The organism is Cohaesibacter intestini, assembly GCF_003324485.1.
GTDB classification, from domain to species: domain Bacteria; phylum Pseudomonadota; class Alphaproteobacteria; order Rhizobiales; family Cohaesibacteraceae; genus Cohaesibacter; species Cohaesibacter intestini.
This window is the reverse complement of record NZ_QODK01000001.1, coordinates 430427-445355: the sequence shown is the minus strand read 5'-3', so window position 1 is coordinate 445355 and position 14929 is coordinate 430427. Positions and strand designations below refer to the sequence as shown.

The window sequence follows — 14929 nt, the reverse complement described above, 5'->3', positions numbered from 1 at the left end:
GATGACGCTTATTCGAAATCCAGGTCAAACGGTAGGGCCAAGGCCGCTGTCAGACCTGCATTCATGAACGCCAAGTCTTGCCTTCGCAGTTTCCAAACAGAAGGCGATGCTTGTGACCAGACAGGACCCCGAAGGATGACCATGATGTCTGATCCGGCTCAGGAACGCCGCATTTCGCACCTCAAACGCCTTGAACATGAAAGCATCCATATCATGCGTGAGGTGGCTGCCGAGTTCAAAAACCCGGTGATGCTCTATTCCATCGGCAAGGACAGCGCCGTGATGCTGCATCTGGCAAGGAAGGCTTTTTATCCCTCGCGCCTGCCTTTTCCCTTGATGCATGTCGACACGACCTTCAAGTTTCGCGAGATGATTGCCTTTCGCGACCAGATGGTTCGTGATTATGATCTCGATCTGATTGTTCATACCAATCAGCAAGGGGTCGCGGACAATATCAACCCGTTTGATCATGGCTCATCGCTCTACACCCAGGTGATGAAAACCGACGCTCTGAAGGCGGCTTTGACAGAGCATAAATTCGACGCCGCCTTTGGTGGCGCGCGCCGCGACGAGGAAAAGTCCCGCGCCAAGGAGCGTATTTTCTCCTTCCGCAATGAAAATCATGCATGGGATCCGAAAAACCAGCGGCCAGAGCTGTGGCAGCTCTTCAACACCCGCATCAAACCGGGTGAGAGCATTCGTGTCTTTCCGCTTTCCAACTGGACCGAGCAGGATATCTGGCAATATATCATGCTGGAAAATATCCCTATCGTGCCGCTCTACTTTGCCAAGAAACGCCCTGTCGTCAAACGCGATGGCACCTGGATCATGGTCGATGACGAGCGCCTGCCACTCCAGCCCGGTGAAGTGCCCGAGGAACGTATTGTCCGCTTCCGCACCTTAGGCTGTTACCCTCTGACCGGTGCCGTTGAGAGCGGAGCCGATAGTCTTGAAGCCATTTTCGAAGAGATGCTTGTGGCCCGCACGTCCGAGCGGGAAGGGCGAATGATCGACCATGACGACACCGCCTCGATGGAGAAGAAAAAGCGGGAAGGATATTTCTGATGACCATTGCTCCTGTGACACAAAAGACCGTTGAAACCGCAACCCCCGTGCAAATCGACCAGATCGCCCAGCAGGACAGCCGCGACATCCTGCGCTTCCTGACCTGTGGCTCCGTTGATGATGGCAAATCGACCCTGATTGGTCGGCTGCTCTATGATTCAAAGACCATTTTCGAAGACCAGATGACGGCGCTCGAAGCAGTCAGCAAAAAGCATGGCACCACCGGCGATGACGTCGATCTGGCCTTGCTGCTCGATGGTTTGCAGGCCGAGCAGGAACAGGGCATCACCATTGATGTTGCCTATCGTTTCTTTGCGACCGACAAGCGCAAATTCATCGTCGCCGACACACCCGGTCACGAGCAATATACCCGCAACATGGCGACCGGCGCGTCCAACAGCGATCTGGCCGTCATTTTGATCGATGCCCGCAAAGGCATCCTGACCCAGACCCGTCGCCATAGCTTCATCAATGCCCTGATCGGCGTGCGCCATGTGGTGCTGGCGGTCAACAAGATGGATCTGATGGACTATAGCCAAGAGGTCTTCGACAAGATCCTCGCCGACTATCAGACCTTTGCCCAGAGCTTCGAGTTTGACACCATCACCGCCGTGCCGATCTCGGCTCGCTATGGTGACAATGTGGTCGCCAAAAGCGAGAATATGCCTTGGTATGAAGGCCCGACCCTGCTTGGCTATCTTGAAGAGATCGACACCGAAAGCGCCGACCGCGCCTTGCCGTTCCGCTTTCCCGTCCAGTGGGTCAACCGCCCGAACCTCAATTTCCGTGGCTTTTCCGGAACGGTTGCCTCAGGTATCGTCAAGGTAGGCGATGAAGTCGTGGTCGCCAAATCCGGTCAATCCTCCAAGGTCGCCTCGATTGTGACCATGGATGGCGAGCTGCCCGATGCCGAGGCCGGCGAAGCGGTCACCATCACGCTGGAAGACGAAATCGACATTTCCCGCGGCGATCTGCTGGCCCCTGCGCAACACCGCCCATTGGTGACCGATCAGATTTCTGCCCATCTCATCTGGATGGATTCCGCTCATTTGTTTGTTGGCAGGCCCTATATTATCAAGCTTGGCAGCCAGCAGGTGCAGGCCACCATCACCGCCCTCAACCACAAGATCGACGTCAACGACGCCTCACGCAAGGATGCGGGCAAGACGCTGGAGCTGAATGAAATCGGCTTCTGCAACATTGCCTTCTCCCAGCCGCTGGCCATGGATGCCTATGAAGAGAACCGCCAGACAGGCTCCTTCATCCTGATCGACCGCTATTCCAACCAGACGGTCGCAGCAGGCCTCGTCTGGCAGGGTCTGCGTCGGGCAGACAACATCCATTGGCAGGCGGTGGATGTCGATAAAGGCTCCCGCGCCGCGCTCAAACATCAGACCCCGAAAGTGCTGTGGTTCACCGGCCTTTCCGGCTCGGGCAAATCGACCATTGCCAATCTGGTGGAACAGAAGCTGCATCGAGATGGCCGCCACACCTATTTGCTCGATGGCGACAATGTCCGCCATGGTCTGAATAGAGATCTCGGCTTCACCGATGCCGACAGGGTGGAAAATATCCGCCGCATTGGCGAAGTCTCCAAGCTGATGGTCGATGCGGGCCTGATCGTGCTGACCGCCTTCATCTCGCCCTTCAAATCCGAGCGCGATGTGGTCCGCGATATGCTGGGCGAAGGGGAATTTGTCGAGATCCATGTCGACACCCCGCTGGAAGTCTGTGAGACACGCGACGTCAAGGGGCTCTATGCCAAGGCGCGGGCAGGCGAAATCCCGAACTTTACCGGCATCGATGCGCCATATGAAGCGCCGCTCAATCCGGACATCCATGTCAACACAGCCGACATGAGCGCCGATGAGGCCGCCGACGCCATTGTCGACTATCTCGGCAAGACCGAGATCTATGATTGGTCCGTCTGATTCCCTTGACAGACGGGTCGCCTGATACCAGATGCAGCAAGGAGGGTGCGGCTGCCGCATCCTCCTTTTTTACTGCCATGTCTTAGGAAAAGTTGAGAAAGCCGCCCTCCCGGCGCTTGAATGCGATCCCACTTTCTGAGACAACCCGGACAGATCATGCAAGCCACGATAGCCACAGAGCCTATCGAGGCGACGAGCCAGAGAGGATCCCAGATCATGAAACGCGTCTTCATCACCGGTACAGCGGGTTTCATCGGGTTTCACCTCGCCAGACATTTGCTGGCCGAGGGCCATATCGTCCATGGCTTTGACGGCATCACCGACTATTACGACATCACGCTCAAACAGCGCCGCCACGCGATTCTGATGCAAAACCGCAATTTCGCCGCGACCGAGGCCATGCTGGAAGATCAGGATGCGGTGGCCAAGGCGGTGCGCGACTTTGCCCCCGATATCATTGTCCATCTGGCAGCCCAAGCGGGCGTGCGCTATTCCATCGACAATCCGCGCTCCTATCTGGAAGCCAACATCATCGGCACCTTCAATGTGATGGAAGCGGCGCTCGAACAACGGGTCGAGCATCTGCTGATGGCGTCGACCTCCTCGGTCTATGGCGCCAATGAGCAGATGCCATATCGCGAAGTCGACAAAACCGACGCGCAAATGTCCTTCTATGCTGCAAGCAAGAAGGCCACGGAATCGATGGCCCATTCTTACGCCCATATCCATGATCTGCCGATCACCATGTTTCGCACCTTTACCGCCTATGGCCCATGGGGGCGCCCGGACATGGCCCTGTTCAAATTCACCGACGCCATTCTCGATGATCGGCCGATCGATATTTACAATCATGGCCGGATGATGCGCGACTTCACCTATGTCGACGATCTCGTCAAGGCGATCAGTCTGCTGATGGAAGCGGTGCCAGTGCGCCCGCAAAGCCGCGACCAGATCGAAGACGGGGACTCGCTTTCCCCGGTTGCTCCCTATCGCACGGTCAATATTGGCAACGCCACGCGGGTCCAGCTGCTCGACTTCATCGAAGCCATAGAAGCCGCGCTTGGCAAGAAGGCGATCCGCAACATGATGGAAATCCAGCAGGGGGATGTGCCTGCCACCCTTTCGGATTCGAGCCTGCTTCATCACTTGACCGGCTACAAACCCGCCACGACCATTGAAGATGGCGTGAAGGCTTTCGTTGCCTGGTTCCGCGATTATTACAATAAGTGAGTCAACGACATCGCTTGTTATGTTAGGGATGACTCGCTTCTGATATCTTAGTCGCAATGCCAACGGAGGACTTGCCCGCAAGCCCTTGCTGCCTCTATGCTTTGGGTTCAGATGCCTTCTCCCAGGGCATTCTGCTTCAGGAATGCGGGTCCGTTCTCCCACGTAGGCAAAGCGGCCGGGAGCCGCCTCGTCAACCCGATTCCCAAGATATTGAGGTAAGTATTTTTATGGCGGAAAAACATTTTCTAAGCGACATTTTGAAACGCGTCGCCCGTGCCCCTTTCCTGTCGTCCAAAAGCGCCAGCAGCCCCGCGGATCTGATCCCGTTATGCGACGAGCTGATCAGCGATCAGGGCGAAGCATCTGGCCTCAAGACTGCGCTGAAGATTCTAGACATTTACGACACGGCCAATGACGAGGAAAAGCTGGCTTTCTTCGAAACCATGGCTGATCGCTACGGGGTTGATCATGATGCCCTGACCGAAGCGGTCGAGAAATGGCAGCCAAGCGACAATGCATCAGCCCGTGAGCTCTATTTCGCCGCTGAGCCCAAGAGCCTTGAGCTGATCCGCCGCATCAACAGGGTGCCCGGTGCCACGGGGCGTCTGGTTCGTATGCGCTCGGAGCTGTTGGGCTTCCTGCGCAAACATCCCGATTTGCGTGGCCTCGATCTGGATTTCCAGCATTTGCTGTCCGCCTGGTTCAACCGGGGCTTTCTTGAGATCGAACAGATCGACTGGTCGACGCCTGCGTCCATTCTGGAAAAAATCATCGCCTATGAAGCGGTACACCAAATCCACGGCTGGGATGATCTGCGCCAGCGTGTGGCCGAGCGGGACCGTCGCCTGTTCGCCTTCTTCCATCCGGCCATGCCCGATGATCCGCTGATTTTCGTCGAGGTCGCCCTGACCAAGGAAATTCCCGGTGCGATTGCCCCGATCCTGGAGCATGACCGGGAGACCCTTGATCCCAATGTGGCCAATGTCGCGGTCTTCTATTCCATCTCCAACTGCCAGCATGGTTTGCGCGGCATTTCCTTTGGCAACTTCCTGATCAAGCAGGTGGTGGCCGAACTGCAGCGCGAGTTGCCGTCTCTGACCACCTTTGTCACCCTGTCGCCTGTGCCGGGTCTGCGTCGCTGGGTGGCCGAGGCCATGGACAAGGAGGACAGCCTCTTGAAAATCGAAGAGCAAACTGTGTTGCAGGGGTTGGAAGAGAACCAACTGCCGCCTGCAGAGGTCATTGCCCGCCTTGCTGCTCGCTATCTGGTCAATGCGCGCAGCAAGCGGGGCACGGCCTATGATCCGGTCGCCCATTTCCACCTTGGCAATGGTGCGATCCTGCACAAGGTGCATGCGCAGGCTGACTTGTCGCCGCGCGGCAAGAGCAACAGCTGGGGCGTGATGGTCAATTATCTCTACAGCGAAGCCAAGATCGAAGAGCAACATCAAGCCTATGCCAAGGAGAGCAAAATCGCCCACTCCTCCGAGGTCAAATCCTTGGCCAACGCCAAGGTCCGTGTGCCTGCCTGAGGCGAGCGATGCCTGGCTTGCGGATGGGATGTATCAGGCCGCCTTCGCAAGAGGCGGCCTTTTGCCGTATGCCCCATTGGCGCTGCCTTTGACATTGCGCCGCTCTTTCTTCTGGATTATAGAGGGCACCTTAGCAAACGAGACAATTCAGCGCGTTCCCAAACGATCCGTATCGCCGGACCGGAGCGAACGCCATAGACTGATCGGCTCAGGATCAGCACAAGAACGGCACAGGATCGGCAATGGCAAACAAGCGCGGCGGCAAACCTCCAAAGCAATCGGCCAGACGCGGCGATGGCAAAGCGGCAGGCAGCCGAGCTGGCGCTGCCAATCGCGGTGGCGGCCAGCCCTCCCGTCAAGGTCAGCCCTCCCGTCACGGCCAAGCCACTCGAAGTGGCAAGCCTGATCAGCCGAGACCTGACTTCAAACCCGGCCGCATCATCAAGCAGAACCGCACAGACACCAAACCCTCCAAACCAGCCGAAGAGCCGCGCGCGCCCTTCATCCTGCCAAAGCGCCCCGAAGGCCCGACCCCGCGCCGCGCACCCTTTGCCCTGATGGTCACTGGCCCATGGGATGATTATGCCTTGCTCGATATGGGCCACGGCCAAAAGCTGGAACGCTATGGCCCCTACACCATCGTCCGGCCAGAGCCGCAGGCCATGGGCAGCCCGCGCCTCGATCAAGCCATCTGGGACAAGGCCGACGCGATCTTTTCTGGCGACTTGGAAGAAGAAGGCCCCGGCCGCTGGCGCTATCCAAAGCCTTTGGGTGAGACATGGGAAACCCATTGGGACCAGATCCGCTTTTATGGCCGTTTCACCGCCTTTCGCCATGTGGGCTTCTTCCCCGAGCAGGCCGCCCATTGGCACTGGATGGACCAGCAATTGCGCGGTGCCTATCTGGGGCGTCCGCCTCGGGTGCTCAATCTGTTTGGCTATTCCGGCGTTGCCTCGCTGGTCGCCGCCCGCGCTGGCGCCGAAGTCACCCATGTCGATGCGTCAAAAAAAGCCGTCGCCTATGGCAAGGAAAACCAGCTTCTCGCTGGCCTTGATGATAAGCCAATTCGCTGGATCGTCGATGACGCGATGAAATTCGTCCAGCGCGAAATTCGCCGTGGCAATGTCTATGATGGCATCTTGCTCGACCCGCCCAAATTTGGTCGCGGCCCGAAGGGTGAAGTCTGGCAATTGTTCGAAATGCTGCCCGAAATGCTCTATGCCTGCCGTCAGATCCTGTCCAAGGAGGCGCTGTTTTACACGCTCACCGCCTATGCGATGCGCGCCTCTTATGCCGCCTTTGACGAACTGATGATTGAAGTGATGACCGGGCAGGGCGGGATTGTTGAATCCGGCGAACTGATGATTGCCGAGGAAAATGGGCCCCGCTGCCTCAATACCTCTCTTTATACCCGCTGGCGTCCGCTCAATGCAGACGAAGCAGCCAGCCAACAGGAGATCAGCGCATGAATAGCCGCGCCCAACGCAACGGCCTGATCAAGGAAATCACCGCGGTCTCCAACCAGCATATCAAGGATATCAAGGCGCTGGAGCGCCGCAAGATCCGCAACGAAACCCGCCTCTTCATGGCCGAAGGCCTGCAGCTGGTTGCCTTTGCGTTGGAAGCCGGATGGGTCGCCGAAACGCTGGTCTATGCCAAAAACATCAAGACCCATGAGCTGGTCCAGCAAGTGGCCGCCAAGGTCTATGCCAAGGGCGGGCTTATTCTGGAAGTCTCCGAACAGGTTTTGTCGAAAATCACCCACCGGGACAATCCCCAGCATGTCATCGGCGTCTTTCAGCAGCGCTTCGGCACCCTTGCTGATCTGGCCAGCGACGTCGAAGCCGCTGGCGGTGACATGGTGGTCGCCATGGAAGGGGTCAAGGATCCGGGCAATCTGGGCACCACCATCCGCACATCTGATGCGGTTGGGGCTAGCGCCATGCTGCTGATCGGTGAGACCACGGATCCTTTCAGCCTTGAAGCGGTCCGCGCCACCATGGGCTCGATCTTTCATATACCGCTCTATCGTGCCACCCGCGAAGAGTTTCTTGCGTGGCGGCAAAATTGGCCCGGCGCGATCGTCGGCACCCATTTGAAAGGGGCGGTCGATTATCGCGAGGTCAAACCTGAGGATCCGGTGATGGTCCTGATGGGCAATGAACAATCCGGCTTGCCGGACGCCTTTGCCGACACCTGCGACCATCTGGTGAAAATCCCCATGGCAGGCCGCGCCGAAAGCCTCAATCTTGCCGTCTCCACCGGCATCACCCTGTTCCGCTTGCGTGAGGGCAAACTGGAGCTGTAGGAGCTGTTGCTTGCCCCACCCGGGGCATCGCAGGCGAGATTTGTCTTTAAAGAATGCAGCTCTTCACGCCCAATTGATTATTTTGGGACCGAACGGTCTTCTATAGTCTGTCTCCAAACGCTCCGACTTTCCGAGCAATGCGACAGACTATGACAGACAAGGACAGGCCCCATGACAGACCCGCTTCGCATCGACATCATTTCAGACGTGGTTTGCCCCTGGTGTGCCGTTGGCTACAATCAGCTGCGTGTTGCGCTGGAGCGCACCGGCGTGGAAGCGGACATCCACTGGCACCCCTATCAGTTGAACCCGGATATGGGCCCCGAAGGGCAGGAACGTCTGGGCTATCTGGCAGAAAAATACGGCATCTCGGCGGATGATGCAGCCAAAACCCAGCAGCGGATAACCGATCTGGGCAAGGAAGTCGGCTTCACCTTCAATTTTGCCGCAGGACAGCGCACCTATAACACCCTTGCAGCCCATCAATTGATCCATTGGGCGCGAGATTTTGGCAAGGCGCATGACTTGAAGCTCGCCCTGCTCAAGGCCTATTTTACCGACGGCAAGAACATCGACGATACCGACATTCTGGTTGATATTGCCAGTGATCAGGGGCTTGATGCGGACGAGGCCCGCGCGGTTCTGGCCGAGAATCGGTTTGCATCCGATGTTGGCGAACATATCTCATTCTGGCGTCAGCAGGGCATCAGTGGCGTTCCCGCCATCATCCTCAACTCCAAATATTTGTTGAATGGGGCCGCTGGCGTTGACCAATTCCGCCGGGCCTTGAATGCGGCAGAAGCGGAACGGGCCTTGGCCTGAGCAAGGGGGCAAGACCGGCAAGAGGGCCGAGCAACCGGATGGGCGTGCAGAAAGGTGCAAAGCGGGGTGCATTTCCCGCTTTTCTCTTTTTGACAGGCTTGGTAATAAAGCAGCCACATTTGCTTTATAATGACCAATCCAGTTTCCTGCCGCATTGTTCGTCCAGAAAGGCCATAGCATGCCGCTCATGCAAATCATCGTGATTGCCATCATTCAGGGCATCACCGAATTCTTGCCCATTTCCTCCTCCGGCCATCTGGCAATCACCTCAGACATCACCGGCTGGGCCGATCAGGGCCTTGCAATGGATGTGATGCTTCATGTGGGATCACTCTTCGCCATCATCGTCTATTTCTGGCGCGACGTGCTGAACCTTGCCATCGGTGGCCTCAATCTCTTACGTGGTCGCCTGACCCCTCATGGCAAACTGGCCCTTTACATCGTGCTGGCAACCATCCCGGCGGTGATTTTCGGTCTGATCTTGAAGAAGACCGGTGCGTTGGACGCTTTGCGGGCTGATGATTTGCTCAAACTACAGGTGGTTGGCTGGGCCGCCATTGTCTATGGTGCCTTGTTGTATCTGGCTGACCGTTTCGGACCCAGTGAAAAGGCCATGGAAAACATGACCCTGCCGCCTGCTTTGGTGATCGGTCTGGCGCAGATGCTGGCGCTCATTCCCGGCACCAGCCGCTCGGGCATCACCATGACAGCGGCTCGTTTCTTGGGCTTCTCGCGGCCCGAGGCTGCACGCTTTTCCTTCCTGCTTGGCATGCCTGCCATTGCGGGTGCCGGCTTGTTGACCATTAAGGACGCCATCGAAACTGGAACAACCATGTCGTCCGATGTGTGGCTCGGCGCGGGTCTGTCCTTTCTTGCGTCCTTCGCGGCCATTGCCTTCCTGATGGCGTTGGTCAAGCGGATCAGCTTCCTGCCCTTCGTGCTTTATCGATTCGCACTTGGTATCTTCCTACTTGCCATGGCCTATGGCTATGTCAGCCTCTGACAGGATGTGACTAGTCCAGTTTGCAGCTCCACCGGAGTGATCTTGCCACAAGGCGGCGGCCATGCATCGGGCCGGTGCGGGGAAAAGTGTGACAAGCGGGCAGTTTCGACCCGCAATCACTGGCGAAGCAAAAGAAGGGGCGATATGGTCGCGCCTCCATTCCGAACCAGCGATGTATGAACGCACTGTCACACCCTTGGCTTTTGGCCCCACTCCACCTTGTCAGCGAAGGGTGGAAAGCGGGTAAGGAAGGGTGTGAAAGCGAATCTATTAAATCGCTGATAACCATTTTACCATTGGATAGACGGGTGCTCACATCACAACCCGACCTGTCCTGTCCATATGGGTGTTCGTCGGGGTCAAAAGGGGTCGCGCCAGCATGTTGCTGCTCTATCACACGAAAATGTCCATTCCTTCCCGCTTTGCCCGTCTCGTGCTGGCCGAATGCAAAGCTGGTGCGGAACTGAGCGAAATGCTGCCTTGGGAGCGGGACGAAGCCTTTTTGCGCATCAATCCTGCAGGCAAGGTACCGGTGCTGCGCGAAAATGACGGCCCTCCCGTCTGTGGTGCCAGTGTGATTGCCGAATATCTCGATGAAACCCGCGGCTATGCCTTGGGGGATCGCCGCCTGTTGCCTGATCATCCCAACCAGCGCGCCGAAGTGCGGCGTCTGATCCATTGGTTTTTGGAAAAAGCGGTTGAGGAAAGCGCCCAATTCTTCATTGAAGAAAAGATCTACAAACGCATGCGGCGACCGGGCGAGGGGGGTGGCCCTCCGGATTCGACCATTCTGCGCGCAGCGCGGGCCAATCTGCGCATCCATCTCAATTACATCGCTTATCTCGCCGAGCGCCGCAACTGGCTGGCGGGCGAGCATTTCTCCTATGCCGATCTGGCTGCAGGGGCCTTCCTGTCGACCATCGACTATATGGGCGAGGTGCCGTGGGACAAGGAACCGGTGGTCAAGGAATGGTATCAGCGGATCAAATCCCGCCCCGCCTTCCGCCCGATCCTCGCCGACAGCCTGAAAGGCATCCCGGCGGCTTCCCACTATGTGGATCTGGATTTCTGATTCATATTGATGCAAGGCGCGCGCTCTGCCGCCCATGAGATGTCACGAGCGTTACCCGATGACTGCCAACCGAACTGCCTCAGATGACAAATTGCGGGCCTTCCTTGACCGGGAAGCCAAGGCGCTCGGCTTTGCCGATATCCGGATCTGTCGTGCCGACGAGGCGGCCAATCACGCCGACACCTTGCGCCATTTCACCAAACAAGGCTATCACGCCACCATGGGCTGGATGCAAGAGACGCTGGAGCGCCGCGCCCATCCGTCGGCTTTGTGGGGTGATGTCCGCTCAATCATCATGCTTGGCTTCAATTACGGTCCCGATGAAGACCCCCGGCCACTGCTCGCCCAAAAAGACAAGGCCAACATTTCGGTCTATGCCCGCCATCGCGATTATCACGACATCATCAAGGGCCGCCTCAAGCAACTCTCTGCCAAATTGCTCTCCCGCCTGCGCGACAGCCATCCCGGTGGCGAAATCAAGGTCTTTGTCGACACTGCGCCGGTGATGGAAAAGCCTCTTGCCTATCGCGCAGGGCTTGGCTGGCAGGGCAAACACACCAATCTGGTCAGCCGGGACTTCGGCTCATGGATCTTTCTGGGCGCGATCTTCACCAACCTCGATCTGCCTGCAGATGAGGCCGAGGTGGATCATTGCGGCTCTTGTCGCGCCTGTCTTGATGCCTGCCCGACAGGTGCCTTCCCGGCCCCGTATGAGATCGACGCGCGACGCTGCATCTCGTACCTCACCATCGAGCATAAAGAGCCGATCCCGCATGAATTTCGCCCCGCGATGGGCAACCGGATCTATGGCTGCGACGATTGCCTTGCCGCTTGCCCATGGAACAAATTCGCCCAAACCGCTGCCGAGGCCAAATTGCAGGCCCGCGACGATTTGAAAGCCCCAGCCTTGCGCGACTTTCTCGGTCTTGATGACGCGGCCTTTCGCGCCCATTTCACCGGTTCGCCGATCAAACGGATCGGCCGCAACCGCTTCTTGCGCAATGTGCTGATTGCGGCAGGCAACAGCGCGGAGACGTCCCTTGTGCCCGTCATAGAGCCGCATCTGAGCGACCCGGACCCCTTGGTCCAAGGCGCGGCCATCTGGGCGCTGGGTCAGCTTTTGCCCCCGCCGCAACTGACCGAATGGGCAGGCCGCCTTGCAGCAGGCGAAAGCGACCCCTATCTGCAACAGGAATGGCAACAGGCATTGAATAAGGAATAGGCATGAAACTCTTCATTTTCGGATATGGCTTCAGCGCAAAGGCCATCGCACGGGACCTGAAAGACCAATGTGACTGGATTGCCGGGACCTCTCGTTCGCTGGAAAAATGCGCTGTGATCGAGGCCGACGGTTTGCGCGCCTTTCAGTTCGATGGCGAGAATGCCAGTCCAGCCATTTCAGAAGCCCTCAAAGAAGCCACCCATATCCTGCTTTCCATCGCGCCCGACGCAGACGGAGACCCGGTGATGCGCTGCCATGGAGATGAACTTCGTGCCAATCAACAGCTGGAGTGGCTGGGCTATCTTTCCACCGTTGGCGTCTATGGCAACCATTATGGAGCCTGGGTGAGCGAGGAAAGCGAATGCCGTCCCGTTTCCAAACGCTCCGTCCAGCGCGTCGCTGCGGAACAGGCCTGGCAGACCTTTGCCAAACAGATCGACAAGCCCCTTGGCATTTATCGGCTGGCAGGCATCTATGGTCCGGGCCGCAACCAGATGATCAAGCTTGCCGCAGGCACCTGTCGCGCCATCGACAAGCCCGGTCAGGTCTTCAACCGCATCCATGTCGATGACATCGCACTTGCTGTCTCCAAGGCCGCTCTGATCGCTCAGAGCGGCATCGTCAATGTTTGCGATGACCAACCCGCCCCACCGCAAGAGGTCATCGCCTTTTGCGCCGAACTGATGGGTCTGGAACCACTCACGCAGATCCCGTTCGATGAGGCAGAGATGACCCCGATGGCCCGATCCTTCTATGGTGAGAACAAGCGCTGCGATAACAAAAAACTGCATGCCCTGATCGGAGGCGATATGCGCTATCCCACCTATCGAGACGCCTTTAACCATATGTGGAACGTGGATATCTGGCACGGCAAAAAGGCTTGAATTCGGCCTGTTTCTGCCATTTGAAGGGGGGAACTCGGACCCGCCCCCTGACAGCCTGTGCACAGGCAATTTCATCGCTGTTAAAAAAGTGCAAGAAAAGCACCAATCGCCCTTGCCATGGCGGTCAATGTCCTTTAGACAACAGCCTCACTTGCCGGGCAATATTCCACGGCAGACGGTTGCGCTGGTAGCTCAGTTGGATAGAGCACCAGACTACGAATCTGGGGGTCGGGGGTTCGAATCCTCCCCAGCGCGCCATTTTCCCCTTTAAAATTCAATTCTTACACATGCTCCGATGCACGCGTTTTGCGTCGTGCTTGTTATTGGAATCTGTGACCTTTTCAACCAGCACGGTGACAATGCTGGTGAAGGCGCAATGTTGCAGTGCTGGTTGAAAAGGGCTTCGCTCGGTCTTGGTCGGAACAACAAAGCAGTGGGCGGTCTGGAAGGCGGCTCTGGGTAAGGGGGAATAAAGCTGGATTGGGCCGCAGTTTGTTGTCACACGGCGCTGACGAGGCTTTCCTGTTCGAGCTTGATGCGGTCGCACAACTCGACGAGAATTGTCAGGCCATAGGGCCAGCGGCCAAATCCGGCTTCCGAATTGATATGGCCCGCCTCTCCCAGATCGACAAAGTCGGATCCCCAGGCGTCTGCGAAGTGGCGCGCGCGCGAAAAACGGAGCAGATTGTCGTTGTGGCTGGCAACAAGAGAGGTTGGCACACACAGTCGTTCCATCGGAATCCGGTCTTCGGCTTCAAAGCGCAGAGGTTCGGCGGGCGCGACAAACATCGCACCGACCACATCAGGGTTTTTCTGGGCAATGACACAGGCAGAGGCAAGTGCTCCGAGGGAATGGCCGATCAGAATGGCTGGATGATTGCAGTCGGACAGTGATCGGCTGATGGCGTCGATCCATAACTCGATGTCGCGCTGATCCCATCGGCGCTGGGATATGCGGTTGAAGACCCCCACATCCCGTTCCCAGAAGCTTTGCCAGTGCTCAGGCCCGCTATTCTTGAAACCCGGCACCAAAAGGAAATCAAACTCCTCAGCATGGGCATCGAGTGCTTCGAGAATATCCGGATGTGTGAGTTGCCTGACCACATGTTGCTCCATGAACTACCAGACCCGATCAGGATGGCTTCCCCTGAAAAGGCCTTGAACAGATCCCACCAAGGCTGTGTCCCCCAGTCGCCTCCGGTTGTGCCCCGCATGCAGGGTGGAGTGCGACGGTACCATAGGCCCTTCGCAGGCAATCTTCAACTCCCGCGCAACAATTGCGCGAAAAGCTCAATCCGGGTTAGCTTGACCAAGCCATTGATCATAAAGCGTCTCTATCTTGGACCAGAGTTCGTCGAGGGCATGTGTGCGGGATCGACCGCATGCCCGGGCATCGGCGTCGCATACCAGACAGCGGCGTGGAGGGTCACCGACGCTGCTGCGTGACAGGGCCTGTCCATCCGCATCATGCACGTCAAGATCCCAGAGCCGCCCGAGTGGGTGATTGTCTTCCAGAGCCACCAGCGCCCGCTTGAGGAGAGCCGCGTCGCCGTCCACCTGATAAAGGCTTTCCGGGCCGGTTGGCAAATCGGTGTTGAAATGGATGTCATATCCCCACCCGCGCCGGGCCAGCATGGCAAGGGTTTCGTGGCGGGCCACTTCGGCGATGGTGCGGATCAAGGGGCTGTCTTTCACCGGACCGGGCATGACAAGAGTGAGGGTAATGGTGGGTTGCCGGCGTTTGGCAAGGCATGAGGCCCGCCGCGCGGCGCGCGCATCCCGTGAGGCAAGCAGGGCCTGCAAGTCGATTGCGATTCCGTCCCGTTTAGTCCCTGTCACTGCCGCTCCTCCCTTTCCTCC

The 14929-nt window shown here is 57.7% G+C and carries 13 protein-coding genes and 1 tRNA gene; 12 read left to right on the top strand and 2 right to left on the bottom strand.

Annotated elements, in window-relative coordinates; all coding sequences use genetic code 11:
• The first annotated feature begins 135 nt into the window (after positions 1 to 135).
• From cysD to DSD30_RS01880, 12 genes are all read left to right on the top strand, one after another.
• On the top strand, positions 136 to 1065 hold the full coding sequence (gene cysD / locus DSD30_RS01935) for a sulfate adenylyltransferase subunit CysD (RefSeq protein WP_245418328.1): 930 nt from the start codon (positions 136 to 138) through the stop codon (positions 1063 to 1065).
• Positions 1065 to 2996, top strand: coding sequence for a sulfate adenylyltransferase subunit CysN (gene cysN, locus DSD30_RS01930; protein ID WP_114007903.1), 1932 nt, complete (start codon positions 1065 to 1067; stop codon positions 2994 to 2996). The genes cysD and cysN overlap by 1 nt, the downstream gene beginning before the upstream one ends.
• A gap of 216 nt (positions 2997 to 3212) precedes the next feature.
• Positions 3213 to 4226 (top strand): SDR family NAD(P)-dependent oxidoreductase, encoded by a 1014-nt coding sequence (locus tag DSD30_RS01925; RefSeq protein WP_114007902.1) that lies wholly within the window; start codon positions 3213 to 3215, stop codon positions 4224 to 4226.
• Positions 4227 to 4453: 227 nt separating this feature from the next.
• On the top strand, positions 4454 to 5758 hold the full coding sequence (locus tag DSD30_RS01920; protein WP_114007901.1) for a malonyl-CoA decarboxylase: 1305 nt from the start codon (positions 4454 to 4456) through the stop codon (positions 5756 to 5758).
• A 242-nt stretch (positions 5759 to 6000) separates the two neighbouring features.
• Entirely contained in the window at positions 6001 to 7227 is a 1227-nt protein-coding gene (locus DSD30_RS01915; RefSeq protein ID WP_114007900.1) for a class I SAM-dependent methyltransferase, read from the top strand.
• Entirely contained in the window at positions 7224 to 8066 is an 843-nt protein-coding gene (locus DSD30_RS01910) for a TrmH family RNA methyltransferase (protein ID WP_114007899.1), read from the top strand. The genes DSD30_RS01915 and DSD30_RS01910 overlap by 4 nt, the downstream gene beginning before the upstream one ends.
• A gap of 171 nt (positions 8067 to 8237) precedes the next feature.
• On the top strand, positions 8238 to 8888 hold the full coding sequence (locus DSD30_RS01905; RefSeq protein ID WP_114007898.1) for a DsbA family oxidoreductase: 651 nt from the start codon (positions 8238 to 8240) through the stop codon (positions 8886 to 8888).
• A gap of 178 nt (positions 8889 to 9066) precedes the next feature.
• The gene (locus tag DSD30_RS01900) at positions 9067 to 9891 is read left to right on the top strand and encodes an undecaprenyl-diphosphate phosphatase (protein WP_114007897.1); all 825 of its coding nucleotides are present in this window, start codon (positions 9067 to 9069) and stop codon (positions 9889 to 9891) included.
• A 379-nt stretch (positions 9892 to 10270) separates the two neighbouring features.
• Positions 10271 to 10963: a glutathione S-transferase family protein gene (locus DSD30_RS01895; protein WP_114007896.1), complete on the top strand. Its 693-nt coding sequence runs from the start codon at positions 10271 to 10273 to the stop codon at positions 10961 to 10963.
• 58 nt (positions 10964 to 11021) lie between these two features.
• Positions 11022 to 12185: a tRNA epoxyqueuosine(34) reductase QueG gene (gene queG, locus DSD30_RS01890; RefSeq protein ID WP_114007895.1), complete on the top strand. Its 1164-nt coding sequence runs from the start codon at positions 11022 to 11024 to the stop codon at positions 12183 to 12185.
• Between the two features lie 2 nt (positions 12186 to 12187).
• Positions 12188 to 13069: an SDR family oxidoreductase gene (locus tag DSD30_RS01885; protein WP_114007894.1), complete on the top strand. Its 882-nt coding sequence runs from the start codon at positions 12188 to 12190 to the stop codon at positions 13067 to 13069.
• 181 nt (positions 13070 to 13250) lie between these two features.
• Positions 13251 to 13327: transfer RNA gene (locus DSD30_RS01880), tRNA-Arg, on the top strand.
• Positions 13328 to 13567: 240 nt separating this feature from the next.
• On the opposite strand, the gene DSD30_RS01875 is transcribed toward DSD30_RS01880, so the two are convergent.
• Positions 13568 to 14173: an RBBP9/YdeN family alpha/beta hydrolase gene (locus DSD30_RS01875; protein ID WP_198662787.1), complete on the bottom strand. Its 606-nt coding sequence runs from the start codon at positions 14171 to 14173 to the stop codon at positions 13568 to 13570.
• 186 nt (positions 14174 to 14359) lie between these two features.
• Positions 14360 to 14908, bottom strand: a complete 549-nt coding sequence (gene citX / locus DSD30_RS01870) for a citrate lyase holo-[acyl-carrier protein] synthase (RefSeq protein ID WP_157967514.1) — start codon at positions 14906 to 14908, stop codon at positions 14360 to 14362.
• Between the last annotated feature and the right edge of the window lie 21 nt (positions 14909 to 14929).